The organism is Nocardia sp. NPDC049220 (genome assembly GCF_040647855.1).
Lineage (GTDB): Bacteria > Actinomycetota > Actinomycetes > Mycobacteriales > Mycobacteriaceae > Nocardia.
The window spans coordinates 415,392-440,664 of record NZ_JBEZDA010000001.1; the positions used below are offsets into that span (position 1 = coordinate 415,392).

At 65.8% G+C, this 25,273-nt stretch carries 23 protein-coding genes, 1 tRNA gene and 1 pseudogene; 16 read left to right on the plus strand and 9 right to left on the minus strand.

The window, feature by feature from the left end:
- The first annotated feature begins 128 nt into the window (after positions 1 to 128).
- On the plus strand, positions 129 to 830 hold the full coding sequence (locus AB0C34_RS01805) for a thioredoxin domain-containing protein (protein WP_357066449.1): 702 nt from the start codon (positions 129 to 131) through the stop codon (positions 828 to 830).
- Positions 831 to 952: 122 nt separating this feature from the next.
- Here AB0C34_RS01805 and AB0C34_RS01810 read toward each other — a convergent pair whose 3' ends face one another.
- On the minus strand, positions 953 to 1,873 hold the full coding sequence (locus tag AB0C34_RS01810; protein WP_357066451.1) for an NADP-dependent oxidoreductase: 921 nt from the start codon (positions 1,871 to 1,873) through the stop codon (positions 953 to 955).
- A gap of 560 nt (positions 1,874 to 2,433) precedes the next feature.
- Here AB0C34_RS01810 and AB0C34_RS01815 point away from each other — a divergent pair.
- A tRNA-Ala gene (locus AB0C34_RS01815) sits at positions 2,434 to 2,506 on the plus strand.
- A gap of 286 nt (positions 2,507 to 2,792) precedes the next feature.
- Here the strand turns inward: AB0C34_RS01815 and AB0C34_RS01820 are convergent.
- Positions 2,793 to 3,059 (minus strand): hypothetical protein, encoded by a 267-nt coding sequence (locus AB0C34_RS01820; RefSeq protein WP_357066453.1) that lies wholly within the window; start codon positions 3,057 to 3,059, stop codon positions 2,793 to 2,795.
- A gap of 284 nt (positions 3,060 to 3,343) precedes the next feature.
- Between AB0C34_RS01820 and AB0C34_RS01825 the strand changes: the two genes are divergently transcribed.
- Complete coding sequence (locus tag AB0C34_RS01825) at positions 3,344 to 3,733, plus strand: transglycosylase SLT domain-containing protein (protein ID WP_357066455.1); 390 nt, start codon at positions 3,344 to 3,346, stop codon at positions 3,731 to 3,733.
- A 406-nt stretch (positions 3,734 to 4,139) separates the two neighbouring features.
- Here the strand turns inward: AB0C34_RS01825 and AB0C34_RS01830 are convergent, their stop codons facing one another.
- From AB0C34_RS01830 to AB0C34_RS01840, 3 genes are read right to left on the minus strand one after another with little or no spacing between them, the layout of a single operon-like run.
- On the minus strand, positions 4,140 to 5,012 hold the full coding sequence (locus tag AB0C34_RS01830) for a sugar phosphate isomerase/epimerase family protein (RefSeq protein ID WP_357066457.1): 873 nt from the start codon (positions 5,010 to 5,012) through the stop codon (positions 4,140 to 4,142).
- Positions 5,009 to 6,169, minus strand: coding sequence for a dihydrodipicolinate synthase family protein (locus AB0C34_RS01835; RefSeq protein ID WP_357068395.1), 1,161 nt, complete (start codon positions 6,167 to 6,169; stop codon positions 5,009 to 5,011). Before AB0C34_RS01835 ends, AB0C34_RS01830 begins: the two co-directional genes overlap by 4 nt.
- 23 nt (positions 6,170 to 6,192) lie before the next feature.
- Positions 6,193 to 7,356 carry a Gfo/Idh/MocA family oxidoreductase gene (locus AB0C34_RS01840; protein ID WP_357066459.1) on the minus strand — a complete coding sequence of 388 codons (1,164 nt, stop codon included), beginning with the start codon at positions 7,354 to 7,356 and terminating at the stop codon, positions 6,193 to 6,195.
- 175 nt (positions 7,357 to 7,531) lie between these two features.
- Between AB0C34_RS01840 and AB0C34_RS01845 the strand changes: the two genes are divergently transcribed.
- From AB0C34_RS01845 to AB0C34_RS01865, 5 genes are all read left to right on the plus strand, one after another.
- Positions 7,532 to 8,572: a LacI family DNA-binding transcriptional regulator gene (locus tag AB0C34_RS01845; protein ID WP_357066461.1), complete on the plus strand. Its 1,041-nt coding sequence runs from the start codon at positions 7,532 to 7,534 to the stop codon at positions 8,570 to 8,572.
- A 126-nt stretch (positions 8,573 to 8,698) separates the two neighbouring features.
- Positions 8,699 to 9,571: an ABC transporter permease gene (locus tag AB0C34_RS01850; protein WP_357066463.1), complete on the plus strand. Its 873-nt coding sequence runs from the start codon at positions 8,699 to 8,701 to the stop codon at positions 9,569 to 9,571.
- Positions 9,572 to 9,615: 44 nt separating this feature from the next.
- A complete protein-coding gene (locus AB0C34_RS01855; RefSeq protein ID WP_357066465.1) occupies positions 9,616 to 10,656 on the plus strand; it encodes an ABC transporter substrate-binding protein in 1,041 nt (346 codons plus the stop codon).
- Between the two features lie 17 nt (positions 10,657 to 10,673).
- Complete coding sequence (locus AB0C34_RS01860) at positions 10,674 to 11,477, plus strand: ABC transporter ATP-binding protein (RefSeq protein WP_357066466.1); 804 nt, start codon at positions 10,674 to 10,676, stop codon at positions 11,475 to 11,477.
- A 49-nt stretch (positions 11,478 to 11,526) separates the two neighbouring features.
- Positions 11,527 to 12,690, plus strand: a complete 1,164-nt coding sequence (locus tag AB0C34_RS01865) for a glycerate kinase (RefSeq protein WP_357066468.1) — start codon at positions 11,527 to 11,529, stop codon at positions 12,688 to 12,690.
- 89 nt (positions 12,691 to 12,779) lie between these two features.
- On the opposite strand, the gene AB0C34_RS01870 is transcribed toward AB0C34_RS01865, so the two are convergent.
- The 3 genes from AB0C34_RS01870 to AB0C34_RS01880 all read right to left on the minus strand — a co-directional run bounded on the left by AB0C34_RS01870 (position 12,780) and on the right by AB0C34_RS01880 (position 16,492).
- A complete protein-coding gene (locus AB0C34_RS01870) occupies positions 12,780 to 14,804 on the minus strand; it encodes a polyprenyl synthetase family protein (protein ID WP_357066470.1) in 2,025 nt (674 codons plus the stop codon).
- 205 nt (positions 14,805 to 15,009) lie between these two features.
- Positions 15,010 to 15,612, minus strand: a complete 603-nt coding sequence (locus AB0C34_RS01875; RefSeq protein ID WP_357066472.1) for a DUF2510 domain-containing protein — start codon at positions 15,610 to 15,612, stop codon at positions 15,010 to 15,012.
- A 247-nt stretch (positions 15,613 to 15,859) separates the two neighbouring features.
- Positions 15,860 to 16,492 (minus strand): glyoxalase, encoded by a 633-nt coding sequence (locus tag AB0C34_RS01880; RefSeq protein ID WP_357066474.1) that lies wholly within the window; start codon positions 16,490 to 16,492, stop codon positions 15,860 to 15,862.
- Between the two features lie 181 nt (positions 16,493 to 16,673).
- On the opposite strand from AB0C34_RS01880, the gene AB0C34_RS01885 reads away from it, so the two are divergent.
- The 4 genes and pseudogenes from AB0C34_RS01885 to AB0C34_RS01900 all read left to right on the plus strand — a co-directional run bounded on the left by AB0C34_RS01885 (position 16,674) and on the right by AB0C34_RS01900 (position 21,815).
- Positions 16,674 to 18,059 (plus strand): hypothetical protein, encoded by a 1,386-nt coding sequence (locus tag AB0C34_RS01885; protein WP_357066476.1) that lies wholly within the window; start codon positions 16,674 to 16,676, stop codon positions 18,057 to 18,059.
- A gap of 109 nt (positions 18,060 to 18,168) precedes the next feature.
- A complete protein-coding gene (locus AB0C34_RS01890; RefSeq protein WP_357066477.1) occupies positions 18,169 to 19,416 on the plus strand; it encodes a MoxR family ATPase in 1,248 nt (415 codons plus the stop codon).
- A pseudogene (locus AB0C34_RS01895) lies at positions 19,413 to 20,666 on the plus strand (VWA-like domain-containing protein). The gene AB0C34_RS01890 and the pseudogene AB0C34_RS01895 overlap by 4 nt, the downstream one beginning before the upstream one ends.
- Before the next feature lie 204 nt (positions 20,667 to 20,870).
- Positions 20,871 to 21,815: a YihY/virulence factor BrkB family protein gene (locus tag AB0C34_RS01900; RefSeq protein ID WP_357066479.1), complete on the plus strand. Its 945-nt coding sequence runs from the start codon at positions 20,871 to 20,873 to the stop codon at positions 21,813 to 21,815.
- Between the two features lie 87 nt (positions 21,816 to 21,902).
- Here AB0C34_RS01900 and AB0C34_RS01905 read toward each other — a convergent pair whose 3' ends face one another.
- Positions 21,903 to 22,106 (minus strand): cold-shock protein, encoded by a 204-nt coding sequence (locus tag AB0C34_RS01905; protein WP_357066481.1) that lies wholly within the window; start codon positions 22,104 to 22,106, stop codon positions 21,903 to 21,905.
- A 328-nt stretch (positions 22,107 to 22,434) separates the two neighbouring features.
- Between AB0C34_RS01905 and AB0C34_RS01910 the strand changes: the two genes are divergently transcribed.
- From AB0C34_RS01910 to AB0C34_RS01925, 4 genes are all read left to right on the plus strand, one after another.
- Positions 22,435 to 22,833, plus strand: a complete 399-nt coding sequence (locus AB0C34_RS01910) for a hypothetical protein (protein WP_357066483.1) — start codon at positions 22,435 to 22,437, stop codon at positions 22,831 to 22,833.
- A 22-nt stretch (positions 22,834 to 22,855) separates the two neighbouring features.
- On the plus strand, positions 22,856 to 23,392 hold the full coding sequence (locus AB0C34_RS01915) for a DUF6301 family protein (protein ID WP_357066485.1): 537 nt from the start codon (positions 22,856 to 22,858) through the stop codon (positions 23,390 to 23,392).
- Between the two features lie 82 nt (positions 23,393 to 23,474).
- Complete coding sequence (locus AB0C34_RS01920; RefSeq protein ID WP_357066487.1) at positions 23,475 to 23,813, plus strand: hypothetical protein; 339 nt, start codon at positions 23,475 to 23,477, stop codon at positions 23,811 to 23,813.
- A gap of 10 nt (positions 23,814 to 23,823) precedes the next feature.
- Positions 23,824 to 25,272, plus strand: coding sequence for a hypothetical protein (locus AB0C34_RS01925; protein WP_357066489.1), 1,449 nt, complete (start codon positions 23,824 to 23,826; stop codon positions 25,270 to 25,272).
- Position 25,273: the final 1 nt, after the last annotated feature.

The following is a 25,273-nucleotide window of genomic DNA, read 5'->3' on the forward strand; positions in this document are numbered from 1 at the left end:
CGATGCGATCGGGTAGGTGGGTAACCGCTGCTGAGCGGCCGACTCCGGGCCCGAAGGTGGCGGGGGCGGCAGGTTGGGGCAAAGTGTCGGGTGTGAGCGAATCGCGTTCGAAATACACTCCGCGACCGATGTCCAGCATGACCACCTACGCGCTCGGCGGGGTCGCTCTCGCGGTGATCGTGTTGATCGTCATCGCGGCGGTCCGCTGGGGTCGGGAGGACACGACCGTCCGCAACGACGGTTACGGTCCGGTGCGCGACCCAGGGGTGCACACGGTTCTGGAGCAGGACGGCTCGATTCTGCTCGCTCGTCCGGATGCGAAGAAGACCATCGATATCTTCGAAGACCCGCTTTGCCCCGGCTGTGGCAACCTCGAGCACATCTATGGCCAGGAGATCGCCCAGAAGATCGATGAGGGCACCCTCGCCGTGCGCTACCGACTCGTGAACTTCCTCGACGCCCGTTCCGGCAGCAAGGATTACTCCACCCGGGCGGTCGCGGCGAATCGATGTGTCGCCGAAGCGGGTTCCGGTCCGATCTACTCCACGTTCCATACCAAGTTGTTCACCGTCAAGCGTCCGAGTGAGGGCGGCACCGACCTGAACAACGACGATCTGGCCGGGATAGCCAGGGACGCCGGGGCGCCGGATTCGGTGCTGCGGTGCATCTCCACCGGCGCCAAATTCGACGTCGCACGTACCCTCGCCAAGGCGCAAACCGATGCCCTGGGCACTGCCCTCGGCGGTTCCGCGGCCACACCCGCGGTCTTCGACGGCACGACGAAAGTAGACGTCGACAACCAGGACTGGGTGGTCACGCTCACCCACTGATCGGCTGGTGCCGGCTGCTGCGCTGGAGCCGGCACCACCTTCGCCGCATCATCGCGGACGATCCCGGTCGGTACCCCATTTCGGCGTACTCGGTATTCGGTTTCGATCAACCAGTGCTTTCGTCAGTCCTCGGCGACTTGGATGATCGTCTTGCCTGGGCCACGGCTGCCGGACGCGAACGCCACGGGCGCGTCGGCCAGTGACCGCACCGCCCCGACCAGGGGGCGGATCCGCCCGTCTCGGGTCCGTTGCGCGAGTTCGGTCAGCTGAGCGCGATCGGTCTCGACGACGAAGAAGACTGCCCGCCCGTCCTCAGGCTGCGTCGACGGTGGGGCGGCGATGGTGACCAGCGTGCCACCGGGACGTACCAGCGCGATCGAACGGTCGAAGACCTCCCCGCCGATCCCGTCGAGTACGACATCGACCTGACCTGCCGCCTCGAGCTGGTCGGATTGCAGGTCCAGGAACACCCCCACGCCCAGGCCGAGCGCGATGTCCCGATCGCGGGCTCGACCGGTACCGATCACCCGAGCACCCACTTCGCGCGCGAGCTGCACCGCCAGCGACCCGACACTCCCCGCGGCGCCGTGGATCAAGACGGTCTGCCCCGGCGCGAGGTCGGCGTGCACGAACAGCGCCTGCCAGGCGGTCAGCCCCGAGATCGGCAGGGCGGCCGCTGTGGTGTAGTCGATATCGGCCGGAAGCGGTGCGAGATTGCGGACCTCGATCGCGGTGTACTCGGCCAACGAGCCGTCGCGGGTCCAGTCGCTCAATCCGAACACCCGCTGGCCGACGCTCAAACCAGTGGTTCCGTATCCCAGGTCCACGACGACACCGGACAGTTCGTGCCCGAGCACGCTGGGCGTGCGGTCACGCCCGACCCGGTCGGTCCACGTGCCCGGCCAGTCCAGCTCCCCGCGGGTGAACCCCGCCGCGTGGACCCGCACGATGACGTCGTTCTCGGCGGCATGCGGGTACGGCTTGTCCGATAGGGAAACGCCGTCGACACCGGCGGCGCGATCGCTCACGGTGATGGCGCGCATACCAATCCTCTCTGTGATCGGAGATATCGACGTGTGTACGGATCGGGGAAGTTCCAGCACAGTCGCAACGGCAGCGCCGGCCCGACATGACTCACCCGGTGACGGAGAGATCGCCTGTCGGTGACCTCGACTTGTGTTCTTCTTCATCAGGTAGACGAGAAGGCGCCCCCGACTGTGACAGCCTCTGAGGTGCGCGACCATGCCCGGATCGAGAACCCGCTGGCAGTGCTGACCGGACCGTCGGCGATCCGCACGGTATCGACGGTAGACCCGAACGTCACCTGTTCCGCTCGGCGCGCCGCGGATGATCGTTCGCATGGCCGACGCAGGGTTGCAAACCCCGAGAGCGACTCGGGCGGGCAACAAAGCCGTGCGCGGCACGGACGCGGGGGATGTTTTGCGCGAAGATCTGGGCAGGTCGACTGGCGATCGGGCCGCATCTTCCGCAGCTACCGTTTGGCGTGGGGCCATCACCCCCGAATCGAGGCGATTTGGTGGCCGATACACCGGTGGTGTAACTTCATTCAGGCGCACGGGGAAGCTCGGAGCGCAACCAACCAGGGGCTATGGCGCAGCTGGTAGCGCACCACACTGGCAGTGTGGGGGTCAGGGGTTCGAGTCCCCTTAGCTCCACTGGAAATGTCAAGGTCAGGACCGGTATTACACCAGTCCTGACCTGTTTCGTTATGGCCAAGCCTCACAAAACCCCACGTTTCGGTCTCATGTTTCGTTTCGGCCGGGTCCGTGCATCGGCCGGCGTGGGTTCTGTTACTGCGCCATGCGTGTATGACCACCCCAGATGTAGGTGCTGGCCTCCGTTTCCTCCCCGGTTCCTTGGCATTGCCGGGGACTGCGTGCGGTTTTCAGGTGGCGGTTGGTAATCGAAGCCGATTACCTGCTGTTGGGGGTAGTGCCAATGTCATGGCGGGCCGCCTATCATCGCGTCGCCCGGTAACGGCCGTGTCGAGCCCCGAATCGTCGACCATGATCCGGGCCATACTTCTGCCGCGTGATCAGTTCGCACGGCTGAACGGCGTGGTGAAATGATCGTCACGCCGCTCAGTGCCATGTCCACCAGCTCGGTTAGCACCGGCTTGCCATCGACCACAAGCACGGCGACGCGACTGCCGTCGACGTCCAGATGATCTGGCGTTGCCTCGATGTAGTGGCCACGCGCCGTGGCCACCTGGTCATCATCCGTGTAGTCGCTCCAGATCCGGTGCCTTGGTCTGTGAACTCACCGTTAGTCGATGTGGCGGATCTGCCGTTTCTCGGCAGCGCCTCCGACACTATTTGCAATTGTTCGGCTACTTTCGTTCTGCGGCGTTCGAAAACAGGTGTTGTCGAATGCGAAAGGACGAACAACCGATGCCGAATCGAACTCGCTCCGGTATATGCAGAGTCCTCCGAAAACTGACATTCCCCGTTCTCTTGTCCGCCTCGGTGGCGTCACTCTGTGTTGTCGCCCCGATGGCCGTGGCCACACCGGAAATCTACGGCGGCCCGCCGACAGTCGACACGGTGTCCACCCGCGTGCCGCTCGAACGGACGGTGGGTTCGATAGCGATAATACCGCTTGCCCTTCGGGGCATCGCCCTGACCATCGTCCCGCTCCATCAATTCGACTCGTTCGACAAAGTCATCACGCACGAAAGCAGCTGGAACGTATTCGCCACCAACCCGGATAGCGGCGCGTACGGACTGGGCCAGGCACTACCGCCGGAAAAGATGGCCACCCACGGCGTCGACTGGCGATTCAATCCGGTGACACAGATCCGCTGGACCTACGACTATATGAACAGGCGTTACGGCGGCCCGGACGGCGCGTGGAAATTCTGGCAAGCCAATCACTGGTATTGAGAGCGTGCGATCCTCTGCCCGCTGGTCGGGGGCCACACCGCTGACCTTGCCACTGTCAATACGAGATCGCTTTCACCGCAGGTACTGTCGCCGCCATGGTCCATTGCCCGGTGCGCGCACCCGAAGGACTGCCCGCCGAGTATCGGTGGATTCGCTCATCTGTTCCCGCTGGAGCACGACATGCGCCAAAGCGACCGCTGACCGGATGGGGGTACGCCAGCAGGCCTGTCGGACTCGTGCGCGACCGGCTCGAAGTGCCGTCGACCGGCAGATTTATCAGGGTGCGCGCCCCGACAGAGTCGCCCTATCGCTTTGCCTGGCCTCTGGTCGATCTAAGGCGGCAAGCAGGGATGCCCGGTCGGTCCCGGCCGAGGACGATCCTCGGCCGGGTAGACACGCGTCCCGCTCAGTCCACGAGGGACGGGAGAACCAGATCGCGGTAGCGCTGCTTCATCGTCTCGATCACCTCATGGCCGTCGCTGGACCATATTGCCGCATTGAAGATTTCGACTTCGACATCACCGCGATAACCGGCGTCGCGAACCCACTCGCCGATGGTCGCGAAGTCGACGACGCCGTCGCCCATCATGCCCCGGGAAAGCAGTGGATCGGCGGTCATCGGGTTCAACCAGTCACATACCTGGTACGAGCTGATCCGACCGGACGCACCGGCCTGCGCGATCTGTTCTTCCAGGGTCGGATCCCACCAGAGATGGAAGGTGTCGACCACGACACCCACGGTCTCCGCCGGATGCGGCTGCGCCATCGACAACGCCTGTGCCAGTGTGGAAATCACCGCACGGTCGGCACAGAACATCGGGTGCAGCGGCTCGAGCGCAAGGCGGACACCACGCTCGGCCGCATACGGGACCAGAAGTGCGAGCCGCTCGTGCACCCGTGCCCGCGTGGCGGCGAGGTTTCGGTCCGGCATACCGCCCACCACCATCACCAGTTCTCGCGTGTTCAGTGTGGCCGCGTCATCGATAGCACGGCGGTTGTCGTCGAATGCCGCCTGTCCGTCGCCCGGCTCGGTCAAGAATCCGCCACGGCACAGACTGGAGACGCGCAACCCGGCATCGGCGACAATCTTCGCCGCGGTGGCGGCACCGACCTCGTCGACCCGATCGCGCCACAGGCCAACCGCGCCGAGCCCGGCGCGGGCAGCGCCATCTACCGCCTCGGCGAGCGTCCATCTTTTGGTCGTTGCCGTGTTCAGCGACAGCGACCGGTACGGATCGGCGAGATCGAATGGTGTCTGCTGCGCCGCGACCGAAGTCATGAACTCAATCCGTTCAGTTCGAGGTAGACCCGCATGCGGTGTGCGGCCAGTTCCGGATCGGAGAGCAGCCCGGCCTTGTCCGCGAGCTGGAACAGTTCGGCCATATGCGGCACGGAACGGCCCGTGGACAGGCCCGCGACCATCGAGAAGCCGGGTTGTTTGCCGTTGAGCCAGGACAGGAAAGCGATACCCGTTTTGTAGTAGTACGTCGGTGCCGCGAAGATATGCCGTCCGAGTTCCTGCGTGGAACTGAGGATTTCCGACGCGCGCGCGATGTTCCCGTTGTCGAGTTCTTGTAGCGCCGTCGACGCGGCGGGATAGATCGCCGCGAAGATGCCCAGTAGCGCATCCGAATGACCTTGCGCATCACCGATGATCAACTCGGGATAGTTGAAATCGTCGCCCGTATACAGCCGTACCCCGTCGGGTAGTGCGCGGCGCAGCGTGACCTCGTGGGCGGCGTCGAGCAGGGAGACCTTGACCCCGTCGATCTTCGATCTGTTGTTCTCGATGAGCGCACGGAACGTCTCGGTGGCGGTCTCGATGTCGGCACTGCCCCAATATCCGTGCAGCGCAGGGTCGAACATGGTGCCGAGCCAGTGCAGGATCACCGGTCGATCGACACCGGCGAGCAACTTCTCGTAGACATTCACATAGTCGGCGGCCGACTGCGCGACCTGAACGAGTGCGCGCGACGCCATCAGAATCACCTGTGCGCCAGCGCCGGTCACCACGTCGATCTGCTCGCGATACGCATCGACGATTCTGGCGAGTCCGGCCGGTCCGGAGGGGAGTCCGGCGAGGTCGAGCTGATCGGTTCCGGCACCGCAGGCGAGCTTGCCACCGACCGATGCCGCCTCGGCGCCGGATCGCCGGATCAATTCCGCTGTCGCCGGCCAATCGAGGCCCATTCCGCGCTGTGCGGTGTCCATGGCATCGGCGACACCGAGCCCGTAGGACCACAATTCGTGTCGGTAGGCCAGGGTCGCTTCCCAGTCGATGGCGGCGGCAGCGCCCGGTGTGTTGTCCGCAGACACTCGCGGAATGATATGTGCGGCAGCGAATGCCACTCGGGAGGCGATCGGCCGTGTCGGCCGCGTCCAGACGCCGGGGTTACCGAGAACGTACGGTTCGAGTCTGCCATCGACGGGCAGCATGACCGACACGCCGGTGGCCGCGGTCACAGCGTGATCTCCGGAATCTCGATCCGACGGCCCTCCGCGGAGCTGCGCAGTCCCAGTTCGGCCAGCTGAACACCGCGTGCGGCGGAGAGTAGCCCATAACGGTGCGGCCGTTCGTTCACCACGTCGGTGAGGAACTCCTCCCACTGCAACTTGAAACCGTTGTCCAAATCCGCGTTCGCGGGGACTTCCAGCCATTGATCGCGAAACGGCTCGGTGACCGGGAGATCCGGATTCCAGACCGGCTTGGGCGTGTGCGAGCGATGCTGCGCGACGCATTTGCGCAATCCGGCGACGGCGGAGCCGTGCGTGCCGTCGATCTGGAATTCGACGAGTTCATCGCGGTACACGCGCACCGCCCACGACGAGTTGATTTGCGCGACGACCCCGTTCTCCATCTCGAAGATCCCGTAGGCGGCGTCGTCGGCGGTTGCCGGGTATGGCTCGCCTTGTTCGTCCCATCGGGTCGGGATATGAGTCGTTGCCTTCGCGGTGACCGTCTCGACCTTGCCGAGCAGCCCCTCGAGCACGTAGTTCCAGTGGCAGAACATGTCGACCACGATGCCGCCGCCGTCCTCGGCGCGATAGTTCCAGCTGGGACGCTGAGCGGGCTGGCTGTCGCCCTCGAATACCCAGTAACCGAATTCACCACGCAGCGAAAGGATCCGGCCGAAGAAGCCTTCGTCGATGAGCCTGCGCAACTTCACCAAGCCGGGCAGGTAGAGCTTGTCGTGCACGACGCCCGCGGTGACGCCGGAGTTCGCGGCCACCCTGGCGAGTTCGACGGCCTCCGCCAGCGTCTCGGCGGTCGGCTTCTCGGTGAAGACGTGCTTACCCGCCTTCATCGCAGCGGCGAGTGCCTCGGCGCGACGTGAGGTGACCTGCGCATCGAAGTAGATGTCGACCGACGGGTCGGCGATGACGGCGGCGGCATCGGTACTCCATTCGGCGATGCCGTGTTGTTCGGCCAGTTCGGCGAGCTTGGCGGCATCGCGGCCCACCAGGATCGGCTCCACCTGGACGCGGGTGCCGTCCTGGAGCAGCAGCCCACCGGCGTCGCGGATCGGCAGGATTGATCGCATCAGGTGCTGGCGGTAGCCCATGCGACCGGTGACGCCGTTCATGGCGATACGGAGCGTGCGCAGGGGTGTGGAATCGGGCATTGGTATGTGCCTCTTCTGATTTGCGTGGCTGACGACCGCAGAATGGGTCGTTGACGGTGTGGATGGACCCCCACACGGCGAGTGGACAAGACAGCGTCGGAATGCGCTTTCCAAGCTATGCTAGTCCCGGTGTCCGGTCAACCCCACGCGTACCGAAAGAACGAGGCACGAAGTTATGGCGGCTGTGAGATTGCAAGACGTCGCGATCCGGGCGGGTGTCTCCCAGGCGACCGCGTCACGCGTGCTCAACGGATCGTCGCGGATCCCGGGCGAGGGCGTCGCCGACCGAGTTCGCGCCGCCGCCGCCGAATTGGGTTATGTGGCAAATGCCCAGGCCCAGGCCCTGGCGCGGGCTTCGACCGGGCTCATCGGCCTCATCGTGCACGATATCGCCGACCCCTACTTCTCCTCGATCGCCCACGGCGTCCAGACGGCGGCGCACCAGGCGGGCAAACTCGTACTGCTGGCCAGTACGCAACGCGATTTCGATATCGAGCGCGAATCGGTGAGCACCTTCATCTCCCACCGCGCCGACGCGATCATCCTGGCGGGCTCACGCCAGAGCGGGGGTCTCGACCGCGACCTCGAGAAGGAGTGTGCGCGGTATCTGGACAACAACGGCAAGGTAGTCGTGATCGGACAGCCGCTGTCCTTCGGCGCCGCCGTAGAGCTCGAAAACCATGCGGCATCAGCGCAATTGGCACATGCCCTAGTCGGGCAGGGCCACCGCGATTTCGCTGTCATCGGCGGGCCGGGCACTATCAGGACCGCCGTCGACCGGCGCAACGGCTTCGTCGAAGCTCTCGCGTCGCGAGGCGTGACACCGCTGGTAGAGATCGCGGGGGACTTCTCCCGGGACGGTGGTTTCAGTGCCGCGCGCCGGCTTGCCGCCGCTTTGGATCTGCGTCCTGGACGCGCCGAAAGCAGCCCACCCTGCGTATTCGCTGTGACGGATGTCATGGCGATCGGGGCGATCGCGGCCTGGCGTGAACTCGGCCTTTCGGTCCCCGACGACGTCTGCGTCGCCGGATTCGACGATATCCCGACGCTGCGTGACCACGTGCCGAGTCTTTCGACGGTAGCGCTGTCGCTGGTCGATATCGGCGAGCGTGCCGTCCGGCTCGCGCTCGACGACTCCGCCACGGCATCGCACGCCCACGAACTGGTGCCGGGGCGGGTGATCCTGCGCGACAGCAGCGCGATACGCTGCCCCTGACCAGCGACAATTCTGAACCCTTGACACTGTGGACCCGGTCACACTAGCCTCGGTCCCAGCTTCGGAAAGCGCATTCCCAGCGGGTGCAGTTCGAACCCCGCTCCACTACTAGCTTTAGGACTCCAGATGGCGGTAGTCACGTCCGTCGAGGCCAGTTCCTCCGCACGGAAAGCGAACCAGCCCGTTCGCGTCCGGCGCCGGAAGCTCCCATCCCTATCCACCCTGTGGTCGACCATATGGCGCCCGCTCGCACTGGTGGTGGTGCTCGTCGTCGCATGGTGGGCCGTCACGAAGTTCGAGCTCGTCGAGCCGTACATCTTGCCGTCGCCGGCGGATACCTGGCGAACCGCTGCCGACAACTCGACATATCTGCTGCAGAACACGTGGGTCACCACCTACGAGACGGTGGTCGGTTTCATCATCGCCGCGCTGATCGGCGAAGTTGTCGCACTGGTGATGATCTACTCCCGCGGTGTCGAACGAACGATGTACCCCCTCATCCTCTTCGCGCAGGTCATCCCGAAAATCGCGATCGCACCGCTGTTCATCGTGTGGCTCGGTTTCGGCACCAGCCCCAAGATCCTCGTCGCTGTGCTGATGGCCTTCTTCCCGATCGTCATCTCCGGTATGGCCGGGCTGCGCTCGGTGGATCCCGAGATCCTCGAACTCACCTCCACCATGGGCGCGAGCAATTGGAAGACGTTCGTGAAGGTTCGGTTTCCCGCGTCGCTGCCACAGTTGATGTCCGGCCTCAAGATCGCCGCCACCCTCGCGGTCACCGGCGCTGTCGTCGGAGAATTCGTCGGCGCCAATGAAGGGCTCGGCTATGTGATTCTGCAGGCCAACGGAAATATCGACACGGCGATGCTGTTCGCTGCCCTGATCATCATGTCCCTGCTGGGCATCATTCTGTTCGCGATCATCGAAATCGCCGAACAGTTCCTCATTCCATGGCACGCCTCCCGCCGATCCACGACCTCGGTCGTCGGCGCGGCATGAGCATGTCGACCGCACCATATTCACGCCACAGCTGGAGAAAACGCATGAAATTCGGAACGCGCACATTAACGACGATCGGCGCTGCCACGGTGGCCTCGGTCCTGGTATTGACCGGCTGCGGGGGCGGCGGCAACAGCGCGAAGGACCCGGGTACCGACGGGAAAGCCACTCAGGTGTCGCTGATGCTCAACTGGTACCCGTACGGCGAGCACGCGCCGTTCTATTACGGGGTGCAAGAGGGCATTTTCGCCAAGCACGGCATCGACCTGAAGATCTCGGCCGGGCAGGGCTCGACCAAGACCGCGCAGGCCACCGGCTCGAAGCAGACCGACTTCGGCTGGGCCGACGCGCCGGCCGTCCTGAGCAATATCGACAAGGGCGTCAAAATCAAGAGCGTCGGTGTCTTCCTCCAGACCACGCCCTCGGCAGTGCAGGTATTCGCCGATTCGGATATCCGGACACCCGCCGATCTCGTGGGCAAGACGATTGCCGTCTCCGCGGGTGACGCACCGACCACGACCTTCCCCGTCTATCTCGAGAAGGCGGGCGTTCCGGCGGATCAGGTGACCCAGCAGAGCCTCGACTCGGCGGGCAAGATGTCGGCGATGCTCTCGGGCCGGGTCGACGGGCTGATCGGCTTCGCGCACGATCAAGGCCCCACTATCGCGAACAAGAGCGGCAAGGAAGTCCGCTACCTGCGGTATTCGGACCAGGGCCTGAACTTCTTCAGCAATGGGCTGATCGCCAACCAGGCCACCATCGAATCCTCGCCCAAGTTGGTTCAGGCCATGCTGGACGCGACGAGTGAGGCGTTCGCCGCCGCGGTCGCGAAGCCGGAGGCAGCGGTCGCCGCGATGGAAGGTAAGGATCCGCAACTGCCGCCGCAGCAGGTGTTGCTCCAGCAGTGGCAGCAGACCATCCCCCTGCTCAGCACGCCGGAGACCGCGGGTAAGGCACCGGGAACCAACTCCGCGGCGAACTGGCGCGCCACCATCGATGTCCTCAGCAGCACGGGGCTCCTCGACAAAGCGGAGGACCCGGCCAAGTACTGGGACTCGAAGTTCACGCCGACCAGCCAGCCGTGACCGGAGCAACTGACGATATGAGCACACCAACCAACACCATTACCCGCACCGATACCGCGGTCGCGGTGGACAACTTGTCCGTGCGGTTCTCGTCCAAACGGGGTGAGGTCACCGCGCTGCAAGACGTCGGATTGCACGTGCGCAGAGGCGAATTCGTCTCGATTGTCGGTCCGTCCGGCTGCGGCAAGTCGACGTTGCTGAAAGTAGTCGCCGGCCTCACCGACCCGAGCGGGGGCAGCGTCGAACTCGGCGGCGCCCCCGTGCGTGGACCGCAGCGCAATATCGGCTATGTATTCCAGCGTGCCGCGTTGCTGGAGTGGCGGACCGTTCGCAAGAACATCCTGCTGCAAGCCGAGATGCGTGGCATGGACAAACGAGCCGCCGCGGCCGAATGCGCACGACTCATCGAGATGACCGGGCTCAGCGGATTCGAGAACGCGCTTCCGCACGAACTCTCCGGCGGCATGCAGCAGCGGGTTTCGTTGTGCCGGGCCCTGCTGCACGAACCGGAAGTGCTTCTGATGGACGAGCCGTTCGGCGCACTCGACGCGCTCACCAGGGAACGGATGAATGTCGAGTTGCATCGGGTCTGGCGGGAGACCGGCACGACGGTGCTGCTGGTCACCCATTCGGTCGCCGAGGCCGTATACCTCGCCAACCGGGTGGTAGTGATGAGCCCGAGGCCGGGCAGGATCATCGAATTGCTCGACGTCGACCTGCCCGCGCACCGGGATTACGCCTCGACAATGGAGCAGCCGGAATTCATCACGGTCGCCAACCGCGTCCGGGACCTACTCGGCTCGGTGGCCCACGCGGACTGATATTCGATCACCACTGTCGAGCCGACTCGTTGATAAGGAAGTCAACCGCGTGAGGGTTCTGGTCGCCCCCGACAAGTTCAAAGGAAGCCTTTCCGCGGCCGAAGTGGCCGAACGGCTGGCGGAGGGCCTGGCGACTGCGGGGATCGACAGTTACCGGATGCCGCTGGCCGACGGCGGCGACGGCAGTGTGGATGCCGCGGTAGCAGCAGGGCTCGCTCCGCATTCGGTCACGGTGGCCGGGGCGGCGGGGACCCCGAGATACGGAAGAATCGCCGTCGGCGACGGCACCGCCGTGGTCGAGGTCGCCAACACCTGCGGCCTCGACACGCTGCCGAACGGCCGCCCGCTGCCGCTCGACGCGAGCAGTCTCGGCATGGGGCAGGCCATCGCGCAGGCGTTGCGATATCGGCCGCACCGGCTCGTCCTCGCCCTCGGCGGCAGCGCCAGCACCGACGGCGGGATGGGACTGCTCGCAGCGCTCGGCTTCACCTTCGCCGACGCGACGGGTAGACAACTGCGAGCATGCGGGCGGAGTCTGGGCCGAGTCCGCACCGTCGACGCATCCCGGGCGACGAAGCTGGCCGGGATCGAGATCGTGGTCGCCAGTGACGTCACCAATCCCTTGCTCGGACCGAACGGTGCGGCGGCGGTGTACGGGCCGCAAAAGGGAGCCACCGAAGCCGAGGTGCGGTTTCTCGACGCTGGTCTGAACAACCTCGTCCAAGCGTTCGCCCGCAGCGGCTATCCGGACGCGATGGCGGTCGCGGCGGCAGCCGGAGCGGGCAGCGCAGGCGGCATCGGCTTCGCGGCACTACTGCTCGGCGGCAAGATCGTGTCGGGCGCCGAGTTCTTTCTCGACCTGTTCGAGTTCGATCGGCACCTGCGCGGATACGACCTGGTGGTCACTGGGGAGGGGAGTATCGATGAGCAGACCGCCAACGGCAAACTGCCCACGGTCCTGGCCCGCCGTGCCCATCCCGTCCCAGTTGTCGCCGTGGCAGGTCGGAGCACGTTGTCTCGAGACCAATGGGGTCCAGCGGGTTTCGCGGAGATATACGCACTCGGCGACTACACCGACAGAGATACCGCCGCGGACCCCGAACTCACCCGGCGAGTGCTGACCCGGATCGGCCGGCAGATCGGAGTCTCGGGTGGGTATGCCGTATCGGCGGAGTGTGGTCGAGACGGGGTGTGGGCGACGCCGAGGGGCTGACCGATTGGTGTGCGTGACCCAGGCCAGAACGTCCCGCGCGACCATCGGTGCGGATCGCGCGGGACGCCTGGCTTCGCCGGGTGCGGGGCTTACGGCGCGGTAGGCGCCGGATCGGCGGCGGGATGGTAGTAGACCTCACGGCGCAGGCGTTCGAAGTCCGGCTCTGGCGCTTGGGAACTGGAGGTTTGTGTGTGCCGATCGCTGTCGGGCACCCGTCGCGCCATGTTCGTCAGGCTTTCGTAGATCGACTCGTACTTCTTCCCGAGGCCGGAGAGGCCGGGAAGGATCCGGAACAGTTTGGGGACGTAGCGGATCACCGCATCGAGTTCGGCGCGTTGCGCGGTCAGTTGGCGCTGCACCTGCTCGATGGCTTCGTCCCGGGTGCAACCTGTCTCGTGACGGATGGCTCTGACCAGGTTGTAAGGAACCTGATCTGCCTCGTCCTGATCGATTCCCACCAGGTCGTTCTTGACGAAGGCCACAGTGAAAGCAAGTTCTTCGAGACGGCGGATCACGTGGTGGTTGCGCACTGCCGGTGGCAGTTCCCGGTCGTGGTGTAACTCCAGTATGGCGATGGCGGTCTCGAATCCGCTGGTCGACTTCCGTAGTGGCAGGTAGTCGGCCGTGGTGGGGATGTAACCATCGAGGCGATGGTGTGTTTCGCGTTCGGCGGCTTCGAACCACGCCTCGATGTCGTCGAGGAACTTCTCCTGCCAGCGGGCGCTGCGGCCCTGCTGCAGGCGGGGCCACAAACTCGCCCAGGCCGTCGAAAGAGCGCCGCAACGCCATGGTTGCTCCGGATCCTGACGCAGTGTCGCCACCATGCCACGCCGCAGCGCGGTAATGGCTTCGGGGTCGGTCAGCTGCGGATCCTCGAACAGGTCATCCCATAGGAAGCACAACATGCCGAGCGCGGCGGCGGTCTGTTCATGGGCCACATCCGCTGCGGTCACGGATGAGAACATGACTGTCAAGAGCTGGAACGATCCTGCCCATCGGCGGTGGTCCAACTCGGCGGGGGAGACGACTAGGCCGGTGTCCACCAGCCAGTTCCGCAGCCATCGAGTGATCTCGTGCGGGAGTTCCGCACGGTTGGCCTGGGACGCCTGCGTCGAGGACCGGGAGACCGCCGGCAGCGGAGTTCGCCGATCGAGTACGGACCGAGCATAGGTGGTCATCACGTCGCGGGCGTGCGGGTCAGCGGCCAGCGCGGCGAGCTGAGCCTCGGCCTGGTCCATGAATTCGTCGGCCACCTCTTGTGCTTCGTGCACGGCGCCGGAGGCGATGACGCTCTTCCGGATGTGGGTGGCCTCCGCACCTGTGATCGCTCTACCCAGCAGGCGGGCCAGGCTTCGGTCACGGGCCGCCGCGCGGATCACGGGAAGTGTGTAGATGCCCTCGGGCAGATCCGCGTTGACCGGTTTGCCCATTTCTTCGGCGGTCGAGGTCAGGTCGAGAATGTCATCGCGCAGTTGGTAAGCCATCCCGAAGTGTCGGCCGAACAGGGCCAGCGCCTCTTCTTCCTGATCGTCGCGCCCGGCTTGCATCGCGCCCACCCGGCATGCCAGCGACAGCAGAGCCGCTGTTTTGCCGTCGATCGCGTCCAGGTAGGACTGCTCACTGCGGGAGGACACATACCGGTCGGTGGTCTCGATCACCATGCCCGCGCACATCTGCTCACCCGCTGTCGTTCCCGCGAGACCCTCTCGCTGGCCGAGTTCGGTCAGCATGCGCGCGCTCGCGAATAGCGCGGCGTCGCCACCCAATACCACCATCGGCGCACCCCAGACGGCGTTGGCACTGGGACGGCCTCGTCGCTCGTTGGCATGATCGATGACGTCGTCGTGGTACAGCGAACCCAGGTGCAGCAACTCCACCGCAGCAGCTGCGCGCACCACCCGGTCATCGGCCGGAACGGCCGGATCGGTGAGCAGGTAGTACGACAACAACGTCAAAGTCGGACGGACCAGGCGTCGCGGGCTGTCGGGACCTTCGTCTGTGAGTACGGTCAGCTCAGGCCTGCCCGCCAACTGCACGAGGCCGAGAACGTCACGGACGCGGTTCAGGTCCGCCGCCAGATGCGGGAAGGCAGCCGGATCTATCTCACGTGGCATACGGGCACTCCTGACTGATGACATCGGCCATCCCCGGCACTCTTGATCAGTGAAATTTCACACCGTTTCGGCCCGGAAGATGGTGATATCAGGCAATTTTGACGTGTCCGTCACAGAAGTTGTCGGTGCCGGAGCGCCATTGAGAACGAGTGGAGATCGCCCCGACCGGACGGCCGGGGCGATCTCGACTGTCTGGAGCCGGACGTCAGCGGTCTAGCGTCGCGTTCACCACGCAGTTGTCCACAGCCTGCACGAGTTCATCACTCAGCGAGATATTCACCGGTGCGGCTGAAACTTTCGGGAACGTCGTGTTGGTTCGTGCGCCTCCGGTCGACGCATACACCTGGCCATTGCGGATGATCCAAACGCTCGAGGGCTCTTTCACGACGCCGTTCTGGTCGACGATCTGAGCTCCGAAATATGTTGTGCTGCTGACGCTGATCACTGTGCCGTTGGTCAGTTGCCAATCGGCGTGCGTGAGTCCCTGCTGCACGGAATCGACGACGGATGCCGCCGCGGGCGCGCATTGCGAATCGGATGGCTTGAACGGGGCGCCTGGTGCCGCCAGCGACGGATTCGTGGCGGCCGACGGCGTCGGTGCTGCCGTGCTGGTCGTCGATAGCTCAGCGGCAGTGGCTGATTCGTCGCCGATGATCAGGCCCACCACTACAAGAATCACCGCGATCACTCCGAGCGCCACACTGAGCCCGACGAGGACCAGAGCTTTGGTTCTGTTCCGGTCCGGCTGCGGCGGCTCGGCAGGGGTCGGTCGGTCGGACGGTTGAGTCACGTGCACCTCGAATGTCATACGGACAGAATCGCTTCGAATGGAATCACGACAAGCCGGTGGGTGCTCGTCCGGCTACCCGGTTGCCGAGTTCATCGAGCGGGTACGGATCTCGGTGACCTGCTCGGCAGCGGTCGGTGCATCGTGAGCGACTCGCTCGTGTTCATGGAATGCGCCACCGCGCTCGGCGCCGCCCATGCTGCGCCGAGCCGCTCCCAGATGTCGAGTTCTACGCCGGGTATCTCGTCGATATCGAGTATCGACCGGTTCAGGCAGTGGCGACCTGCCAGGTAAACCTGTCCGGGTCGGCGAATGGCCCGATATCGCCGCCGATGACGATCCGATGCGATCCAGTGCCCTCCGGGGAGACGCCGGCGTCCTTGGCGGCGGCACGGCGCCCATAGAGCGCCAGCTTGACCGACGATGACGGGGCGTCGAACTCGACGTACTTGCTGCCGAAACTCTTGGCCACGCTCAGGCCGCGGTCGAGGTAGAACTGCTTGGTTGCCTTGACGTTGTCGACGCCGAGCAGCAGCACGAAATCGTCGACCTCGCGGGTGGCCGGGCCGGTGTCCTTCTTCGACGACGTCGCGACTTTCCAGATTGCCCCGTCCGGGGCCTGGACGACGCCGCCGTAGCCCCAAAAACTCTTTTTTGCCTGCTTCAGCGTCGTCGCGCCAGCTTCGACGGCAGTACCGAGGAGGCTGTCGACGGTGCTCGGCTGAGCGACCACCAGCGACAGGATGAAACCACGGAACCCGGTGGTCGGCTCCTGCGCGGCGCGTACGCGCAGCCGGTCGCCGAGACCGAACGCGGTGTCGTAGAAGACCGCGGCGGCCGCGGGATCGGGCACCTCGAGGATGACGGAGTCGATAGCGCTCTGGTTGGCGGTGCTGTTCATGGCAGTGACGCTAATTGCTGATCGGTGGCCGGTGCTTCTCGATTCCTGATCGGTGCGGCCAGCCCGCCGAGGTTCCCTGAATGCACGGATGGTCGGAATCGGAGCGAGGCGATATGATCCACCCCATGACGACTCATTCTGATCAAAGATTGGGGGTCCCGTTCGTGCAAGGTGAGTGCTGATGCGCACTCCGATCACGAACGAGGACGATTCTTACCTTTCCTTCTGGCAGCGCGTGCGTGAGTTCGCCGTGCCACCCGCCATGATCGAGACCGCGACTGCCCGACGTCGCGTCGGAGACTGGGCGGGGGCGTGTGCCACGGCAGGTGTCGATGTCGATGTCGATGTGCGGTCGCTGGCACGTAGTCACGGCTGGGAGATCGCAGCTCGGGTCCGGGCCGACCTGCGGCATTTTGCCCCGGATCTGTTGCGTTGGCATCTGCCGAGGGTCGCTCCCGACGGGCTGCTGCGGCCAGGTCTGACCATCGCATTGGCTCGGTACGGCCCGCGGGATTCCCGAAACCGTAGTGACAGAGCAACTTCCGCGCAGCTTGTGGTTCGTACTGCGCCGGCGTGGGCGGATGCCGGTCAGCGAATCAGCCTCGCGCTGTGGGATGGATCCCGCTGCACCGGCCTGCATCCGCATCCCCGTCCCAATCGGCGTTTCCGCCTCGATCTGCACCGTCACCTCTGGGATGCGCGCGCTGTCGAAGAACTTCGAATGCGGTCTGGAGCTGTTGTTTTCGTCGCCGACGCCCACCTCGATCCCGCGCTGCTGGAAATGGTTCCCGAGGGGTGCGCCGTAGACCGATGGGCAGCCGAAGTAGGGATCATGCTGCGTGCCGACGGGCGTCGGACCGGTCCCGTGCGGGTGCGGTTTGGGGCACGCCAGGAGGTGGTCGTGGATCTGGGTTCGGATGGCGACGATCCGCCGACGCTGCGGATTACGAAGGGGTACCCGCGTGGTGGGTTGTCCGCGCTGCCGATCCTGCCCGACGCGGCGACCTGGGTGTTGCCCGACCTGCGCCTGATCCGCGCCGGTGCGGTATCGGCAGACCAGCTGCATCCGCTGGTCGCCTCGGCACTGGTACCGGAATGGTCGCCGGCCGATTCGTCCCAGGGCGCGGACCGGGCCGACGGGCCGCGTCTGGTGTGGTGTCGGGGAGAGCGGCACCGGATCGGGCTGGTCGATGGTGTGCTGGCAGCGCTCGATCACGACCCGGCCGAGATTCGGCGGGAGGAACTGCTGGTCGCCCTGACCGGCGTCGCGTTGCCGTGCCTGCGGGCTATCGATCGAGCCCATCGTCATCCGGACTGCCTCGTCGACGTTCGTGAACGTCTGAACCATGGCGACACCGCCGGTGCGCTGGCCGTCGTCGAGGCTCTGCTCGGACCGGACGCCGTGCTGCGCGACGGTGCGTTACGGAAAGAGTTGGCGGCCTCGGCGCACCGGCGGATCACCTACGGACTGTTCCGGGCCGGGCTGGCCGGATCTGGGCCTCCCCGCATCCAGCCCGGTCGTCGTCGCGATCACCGCGCGCACCCGCGCAACGCGACCTTCCGCTGACTTTCGGTCCGCATTCACACAACGCGACCTCCCGCTGACCTTCGGTCCACAGCTACTCGACCCAACCCTGAGCCCCCTCAATTCTTCGCAACTCAAAGGTGATTCACACATGCCCGCACATACCCCGTGCGCTCCCCTCGCGGAGCGAGCCAACGCCGCCCAACTCGACCTCGCCGGCGACTTGCTGACCCTGTTGGGCGAGGTAACCATCGAACCGCGCCCCGACACCCAGCTGGAGGCCTTGACGCTGGCTGTGGCCGCGGACCTACCGGTGCTCCTCTGGGGCGAGCCAGGCATAGGTAAGACCGCCGCCCTGACCCAACTCGCCGAGTCCCTGGATCTCCCGCTGACCACCGTTATCGCGAGTGTGCATGAGCCGTCGGATTTTTCGGGTCTGCCCATCATCGGAGACGACCCCGCCGAGCACGGTGTCCCGATGGCGCCGCCGGACTGGGCGGTACGACTCGTCCGGGCCGGTCGAGGGCTGTTGCTCTTGGACGAGCTGTCGACAGCGCCGCCGGCCGTGCAAGCCGCCCTGCTCCGCCTCGTCCTGGAGCGGCGGATCGGTGCACTCCACTTGCCGCCGGGTGTCCGCGTCGTGGCTGCCGCCAACCCGCGCTCGTCGGCAGCCGATGGTTGGGAGCTGAGCCCGCCGCTGGCCAACCGGTTCGTGCACCTGCACTGGACCCATGACCACGACGTGGTCGTCCGCGGCCTCGGCGGGACCTGGCCGCGCGCGACACTGCCGCGACTCGAACCGGAAAAATTCTCGGAGGCAGTGGTTTTCGCCCGAAACGCGGTGTGCGGGCTCCTCGCGGCCCGCCCCAAACTCGTGCATCAGTTACCCAGCACGGAGACGCGTCGTGGCGGTGCCTGGCCATCACCACGGAGTTGGGATATGGCACTGCGACTGATCGCCTTCGCCACCGCCGCGGGTTCTTCCAGGGCTGTGCTCTCCCTGCTGGTCCGGGGCGCCGTGGGAGATGGCCCCGGCTTCGAATTGCTGGCCGGCATCGATCGGATGGATCTCCCGGACCCCGAGGTGCTGCTCGCCGATCCGGCCGCCGCCGTCCTGCCCGAGCGCGGCGATCTGCGCCAAGCCGTGCTCGATGGAGTGGTGGCCGCTGTCCGTCGACACCCGGTGAAAGCGCGCTGGGACGCGGCCTGGGCGCTGCTGGTCAAGGCGGTGGAAACCGGAGCACCGGATCTGGTGGTCGTCCCCGCAACCACCCTCGCCACGCTGCGCCGGGAGAACTGGGATGTGCCGGCGTCGATCGAACAACTCGCCGGAATGGTGTCGGTGTCCCAGGCGGCGGATCGGGCCGCGGCCCGCGTCGCCGCGAAGGCCGGCCGATGACGCCGAACCCTCCGAAGTTGGACTTCGACAAACTCTTCGCAGCTCGCCTGCACGCCGTTCGGGCCCGGCCGTACCTGGCCACCGCCCTGTACGCGCTGCACATCGTCGAGTCGCGACGAGTGCCGACGATGGGCGTCGACCGGCACTGGCGGTGCTACGTGTCGCCCACGTTCGTGGATCACAGGCCGGTGGAGGAACTGGCTTCGGTACTCGTGCACGAGGTGTCGCATCTGCTGCGCGACCACCACGGTCGTAGCGACCGATTCGCCCGCGAGCACGATCTGACCGGCCCGGCGCAGCGACTGCGGATGAACATCGCCGCGGACGCCGAGATCAACGACGACGCGTTCGATGACGGGTTGGTCCAGCCCGAGGGGGCCGTCGTGCCGGCGACGTTGGGTTTGCCCGAAGGAGAACTCATGGAGGACTACCTGCGCCGATTCCGCCTCGACAAGCATACGTACGAGACGGCCTGGATCGACTGCGGCAGTGGCGCCGATGGGCTGGACCGCGAGTGGGAGCTGGGGCCGGATGGCGCGGACGGACTGAGCGAACAGGAGCGCGACGCGGTCCGATTCCGCGTGGCGCACGGCATCGTCGGGCGTCCGGGGAGCGCGCCGCAGGGATGGCGGCGCTGAGCCGACGAGGCGTTGCACCCACCACAGCCATGGCGGGATCTACTGGGAGCGGCCATCCGCTCAGCGGCCTCCGCCCCCGGTGTCGGCGAGGACTATACGTATGCTCGGCCGGCACGGCGCTCGGCCGGGGTGCCCGGCGTCGTGTTGCCGAGCCTGCGGCGCACACCACCTCGGGTCAGCGTGATCATCGATACCTCAGCGTCGGTCAGTGACGCGGAACTGGGCAGCGCGTTGCTCGAAGTGGCCGCTATCTCCCGTGCCGTCGGCGGTCGGCGCGACCTTGTCACCGTGCTGTCGTGTGACGCCGCGGCACAAACCGTATATCCGCTGTGTCGTGCCGAGGGGATCCCCTTGGTGGGCGGTGGGGGTACCGATCTGCGCACGGGTTTCGCCGAAGCGCTACGGGCCCGCCCGCGTCCCGATGTGCTCGTCGTGCTGACCGACGGCGAGACACCGTGGCCGACTGGACGGCCAGGGTGTCGGACGGTGGTCGGGCTGTTCCGTCGGGAAAGTTCGTGTCGCGAATACGATCCCGATTATGTTCCGGACGACCCACCGAAATGGGCGCGGGTAGTCGAAATAGGGATATCCCGGCGCGCGCTGCGCGCGTGATCACGATCGAGTTCGCTCCCGCGCACCGCCGCGGTGGCGACACAAGTCCTGGCGTGCGGGCCATGCCGGCGGCGACGGGCACGGCCGAGCATTATGGGCCGAGCCGATCCGGGATCAAGGTGCCCGCGGCACGCAAACTACAGTCGGCCAGGTGTTTTGGATGACGGTGTCCGGGTATCCGCGTGCTGGCCGGGAGGTGCGGGAATGACTGTCGAGCGGGTATCGAGCCCGATGGATCTTCGATGGAGATCCTGGCGGGGTGCGCTGTGGCGGACGATTGGTGCGGTGTGGTCGGACAAACTCACGGACTGGGCCGCGGCGCTGACCTATTACAGTGTGCTGTCGCTATTTCCCGGGCTGTTGGTGCTCACGGCGCTTCTCGGCATGCTGGGACCCAGCTCGACAGAATCGCTGATCGATACCGTTGAGCAGATCGGACCGGGCAGTGGTACAGCCCTGCTCGTCGATGCGATCAAGAATCTGCAGAGTGCGCGTTCGCTGTCGGGGCCTTTGGCGATAGCCGGTTTGGCCGTCTCGGTGTGGACCGCCTCCGCCTACCTGGGCGCGTTTATTCGCGCCGCGAACTCGATCTACGAGATCGATGAAGGCCGTTCGATCTGGAAGACGGTGCATTTGCGGCTGGGATTGACCGTCGTGATGCTGGTCGTTGTCGCGGCGTGCACGGTCGGGGTGGTCGCCACCGGAGACGTCGCTCGTGAGGTCGGAGGGTGGCTGGGTGTCGGTGCGGTGGGTGTCCGTGTGTGGGACGTGCTCAAGTGGCCGGTGTTGGCTGTGTTGGTGAGTTTGGTGTGCGCGCTGCTGTATTGGGCCGCGCCGAACGTTCGGCATCCCGGATTCCGCTGGCTGACGCCGGGAAGTGTGCTCGCGGTCATCGTCTGGATCACCGCCTCAGCGGGATTCGCGGTCTACGTCGCCAATTTCGGCTCGTTCAACAAGGTGTACGGATCATGGGCCGCCGCGGTGGTCTTCCTGGTGTGGCTGTGGATCACGAATCTCGCGATGCTGATGGGCGCGGCGTTCGATGCCGAATTGGCGCGTGCCCGCGGCATCGAGCAAGGGCTGTCACCCGATGCGACGCCGTTCCTACCGGCGCGCACGGAACCCGGATCGGGCGGCGCCGCCGCGTGACGAGCTGTCGGGCACGGCGCGCGCCGCTACCCGAACAAGAAAGGCCCCGCACCTCGATGGTGCGGAGCCTCTACAAGTCACGCTGGATCAGATAGCGCGGACGTCCTGGGCCTGCGGACCCTTCTGGCCCTGGCCTACCTCGAACTCCACCCGCTGGCCCTCGTCGAGGGACTTGAAACCCGAGCCAGTGATGGCCGAGTAATGCACGAAGACGTCAGGGCCGCCTCCGTCTTGAGCGATAAAGCCGAAGCCCTTCTCGCCGTTGAACCACTTCACACTGCCTTGAGCCATGGTATTGACAACTTCTTTTCTGTAGGTGAGCCGTGCAGATCACTTCGATAAGCCCGATCTCAATAGACCACTATGCCATGAACTCCAGAATCCGCACGTGCCGGGGGCCCGTGGACCGCGGACTCGGCATCGCCGGCGGAGGAGACCCGGTGGTCGACGGGGGCCCCGCTTCCTCGCACAGCGCCGCCGATCTGTGTGCCCGACGGTGTCGGTGGGGGCGGCGATGCAGGGATCTCCCTACTGCCCACGCACGGGTCGCAGCCGCGAATCTGGATGTGTGCTCCCCGATTCCGCCGTCCCGTCCCCGAGTCGCACGAGACGAGAAGCCATGACTGCTCCGATGTCGACGCCGCCGTCCGGATTGCTACCGTGCGCCGAGCAGCCAGAACGATGGGATCTCGGCACCGGAACGTCCGAGACCTGGATGGAATCGAGGCAGATCTGCCTGCGGTGCCCGCTGCGTGCGCCGTGCGCCCGCCGTGCCGCGCACATGGTGGAACTGGGCTGGCCGCCGCGCGAGATGGTCTGGGCCGGTGTCGGGTATGACCGGGCCGGCAGAGTGATCCAGGATCTCGCGCGCTATAGCCGGCCCAGACCGCGCCGGCGTCGACGGCATTCGGTCATTGTCGGACCCAAGTTCGTCGACGATCTGCCCAGCGGCGCGACTGATCCGTCGACCCAGCACACCCTGGGTACACCTCGCACAATCGTCTTCGGGCAACGCTGAGCCAGACCGGAGGTGCAGGGCGTTGACTGATCGGGAAGCAGTGCGCCGCGCGGGCGGCTACGGTGAGCGGATGGACGCGAGGGTAGACCTCGACGCGGTGGCGGTGTTCGTCGCCGCGGCCGGGGAATTCGACTGGACCTGGGGATTGGCCGATGTCGAGCGACTGTGCGCCGCGCAGGGCTGGTCCCTGGCGGAGGTTGCCCGGCCAGGTGTGGTGGCCCGCACCGAGATAGCGGTGAATCGGCCGGAGGCCCGGTTCACCTTCTTCGGCAGTCGGGTGGGCATGGTGACCGTCAACGTCACCGACTCGTTCGAGCCGGATACCGATGGGGTATCGGAGTTCGTCGCGCAGGCGTATGGCACGGTGGGCGCCAGGGTGACCGAGGTATTGGGGGAGCCGACGCGGCGTGCGGAAGGCGAGTACCCAGAGCTGATCTGGGAGCTGAAACCTGCTGCCCTCGTGCACGTGTCGGCGTTGCTCGGCAGTGTCAAGCTGCGTTGTGTCAGTGCCGAATATCAGCGGTTCAACGACGATATGCGGGCCGCGGCCTCCCAATAGTGAGAACACTTGGCGGTCGTGGCGGGCGGGTGCTCCACTGTGCTCGACGTACTCAACTCATTGCCTGCCATGAGGAGGTCCGATGGCCGCCGACGTGAAGGTCACGATCGCCAAACTGCACAAGGCCGCCCACAGTGCCGAGGACTTGCGTGACAAGGTCGCCGACATTCTCGCCACCGTGAAAAACAATACGGAGGCGTTGGGCGAGCCGTGGGGTGACGACAGTTACGGCACCGAGTTCGCCAAGTCCTATGTGCCCAATCGCGACGAGCTACTGGATCGCAGCGGTGACGGAAAGCCAGGAGCGCTGCCGGGTCTGGCGAAGACATTCGGCGACATGTCCGACGCCCAGACCGAGTCGGCGCACTACCTGCAGGCATGGGAAGACAAGAACGCCGAAGGATTCCGGCGTAGGGCATGAGCGACGACCGATGAGCGAGGACCCGACTGCCGGCGAGCCGGATCAGAAATTCAGTCTAGGTGGCGTGGGTGCGGCGGATCCGGCCGAGAAGGCGCGCAAACTGTCCCACCGCATCGCCCGTGAGTTGGCGGCGATCGGCCCGGAGGGGTGGCAGCGTCTGGACGGCATGTTCGCGCTCACCGTCGCCGATGAGGCAGCCGAGCTGATCTACACCGACGGGGAGCGGTCGGTGCGGGCGGCACCACCGGAGCCGACGGTGCACGCGGTTCGCGAACTGCGTGCATTGTCTGCGGAATTGGGCGATGGTCCGTGGCTTCGGTTGGTGCTGTCGCTCACCAAGGGGGGTCGACTCGAGGTGGAGTACGACTATGGAGATACTCCGTTTCCGCCCGAGCAGCTGTTTCCAGCCGCCGCCTATCGTGCGGATCTGGCGGCGTTTCCCCGTCGGCTGCCGACCTGGCTCGCCGCGCACATCGACAACACCGGACACCAGGTCCGCACGCCCAAGCAAGCCGCGGTAGCCGCGGATCGAGCCGGCATGGCACGTTCGGTGGCGGGACTGCCGTCGTTGCGGGCGCTGTGGGCTCGCTGGGCAACGCTGACGGCCGCCCGCGTCGCCGCTGGGTCCGAGCACGGTCCGCGGATCCTGCCGTCGTTGGGTTGGTTCGAGGACGGCGACCACAACGGTGCGACGCTGTATCTGCTGTCCGGCGACCGGGCGGTGCTGTCCGGCGGGCGAGTGGACTCGCCCGAACTCGCGGCGGGTTATCACGGTGAGGCGGCATTGCCGGATCTGTACGCGGGGGCGCCGAGTTGGGTGACGAGCGCGGTGCTGAACCCGCGGGCGGCAACCGGAATGCTGTCGTTCTGTTACTGGTGGCAGTCCGGGGCGTGGCGCCGCGGCGAATCGCCGGAACCCGCGCCCGCACAGGTCGCGCTGCCCGACCTGTGGAACGAAGACACCGTGGTGGATCAGGTGGTCGACTTGGTCCGCGAGACAGGGGCTCCGCGTCCGGCGGACGAGATCCAGGATGCCGCCGTAACGGTCGTCGGATCGGCCGAGGTCGGCTCGGTTACGCGGGAGGCGGTGGTGGCGCTGTTCGTCGATGCCGAACGGTTCGACATCGACGCTGCCTATGCGCAATTCGACGCCGCGGGCCTCGCCACGGTGCGGTCGACCCCACTGCTGGAGGACGTTGCCATCGCCACTGTGCGCGACCACATCCTGGAACGGGGACTCGAGACGCCCGGTTACCCGGTGTCCGGGTTGGTGGCCAGCCGGGTCGGTGTCGGTTGGATGGTTCATGTCCCGGCGCCGGAGGAGGTCAGGTTGGGACGCGCGATCTTCTACGTCGCCGATGACGGTGTGCTGGAACGCTCCTCGTCGTCTACGCCACCTTCGGTCTACGCCGCAGGGTTCGAACAGCGCTTCCGATGGCGGATGGGCAGGGGCGGCTGAG